Origin of the sequence: Enterobacter cloacae complex sp. P13B (assembly GCF_014895915.1) — a bacterium.
GTDB classification, from domain to species: Bacteria; Pseudomonadota; Gammaproteobacteria; order Enterobacterales; family Enterobacteriaceae; genus Enterobacter; species Enterobacter bugandensis.
Genome location: NZ_JADBQN010000139.1, coordinates 1 through 684 on the forward strand (window position 1 = coordinate 1; position 684 = coordinate 684).

Below are 684 nucleotides of genomic sequence, written 5' to 3' on the forward strand. Positions count from 1 at the left end.
GTAGGTAATTGATAGCCAGGATATGGAAGACCACGCCAACCAGAATATAATTGAGCATATGGATCTGTAATATTACTGAACGGGATTAAGCCAGGAGTATAAGCAAGACTACTCAACATATATTGCTTGATAGTACAGTCACCAAGGCGGGCTGTATAACCACTACTAGTACTGTCATTGAATGTTAGATTAACCAGTACTGAATAATCACCAGTACCACCATCATCATATAGCTCTGGTAGCTCGTTCACGCAGTACCAATCAATACGGCCTGATACCCCATCTACTGGATCATCATCAAGTAGGATAGTGAAGTCTTCGCGACCTGTTAGGGTAACGGCTGCGGGTTGCTCATCCCCTTCTGAATGGTTCGGCTGATAGCTGTTTAGTTTGAAATCTAGCTGTGAGAAGTTCTGAGTTACCCAAACGCCATTGTTAGCAGGTAACATAGCCCACCAACGCCAACCGTTATCATCAGTGATACGAATGTTGAAATTGTCATTGTAAGTACGATAGGTGAATGATTTGATATCCTGTAACTGTTGGTCATAGATATAGAAACCGATTACCATACCTCCGTCACCATCCATAGTACTTGTAATTACGTTATCATAGTACTTACCAACAATACCTGATTGATATTCGAACTTCGTTACAGTATTAGAACCATAATCAGAAATGTTA

Annotated in this window: 1 pseudogene; it reads right to left on the bottom strand. The window is 40.8% G+C overall.

Annotated features, from left to right (window positions below):
* A pseudogene (locus IM273_RS22315) lies at positions 1-684 on the bottom strand (hypothetical protein); the annotation flags it as partial.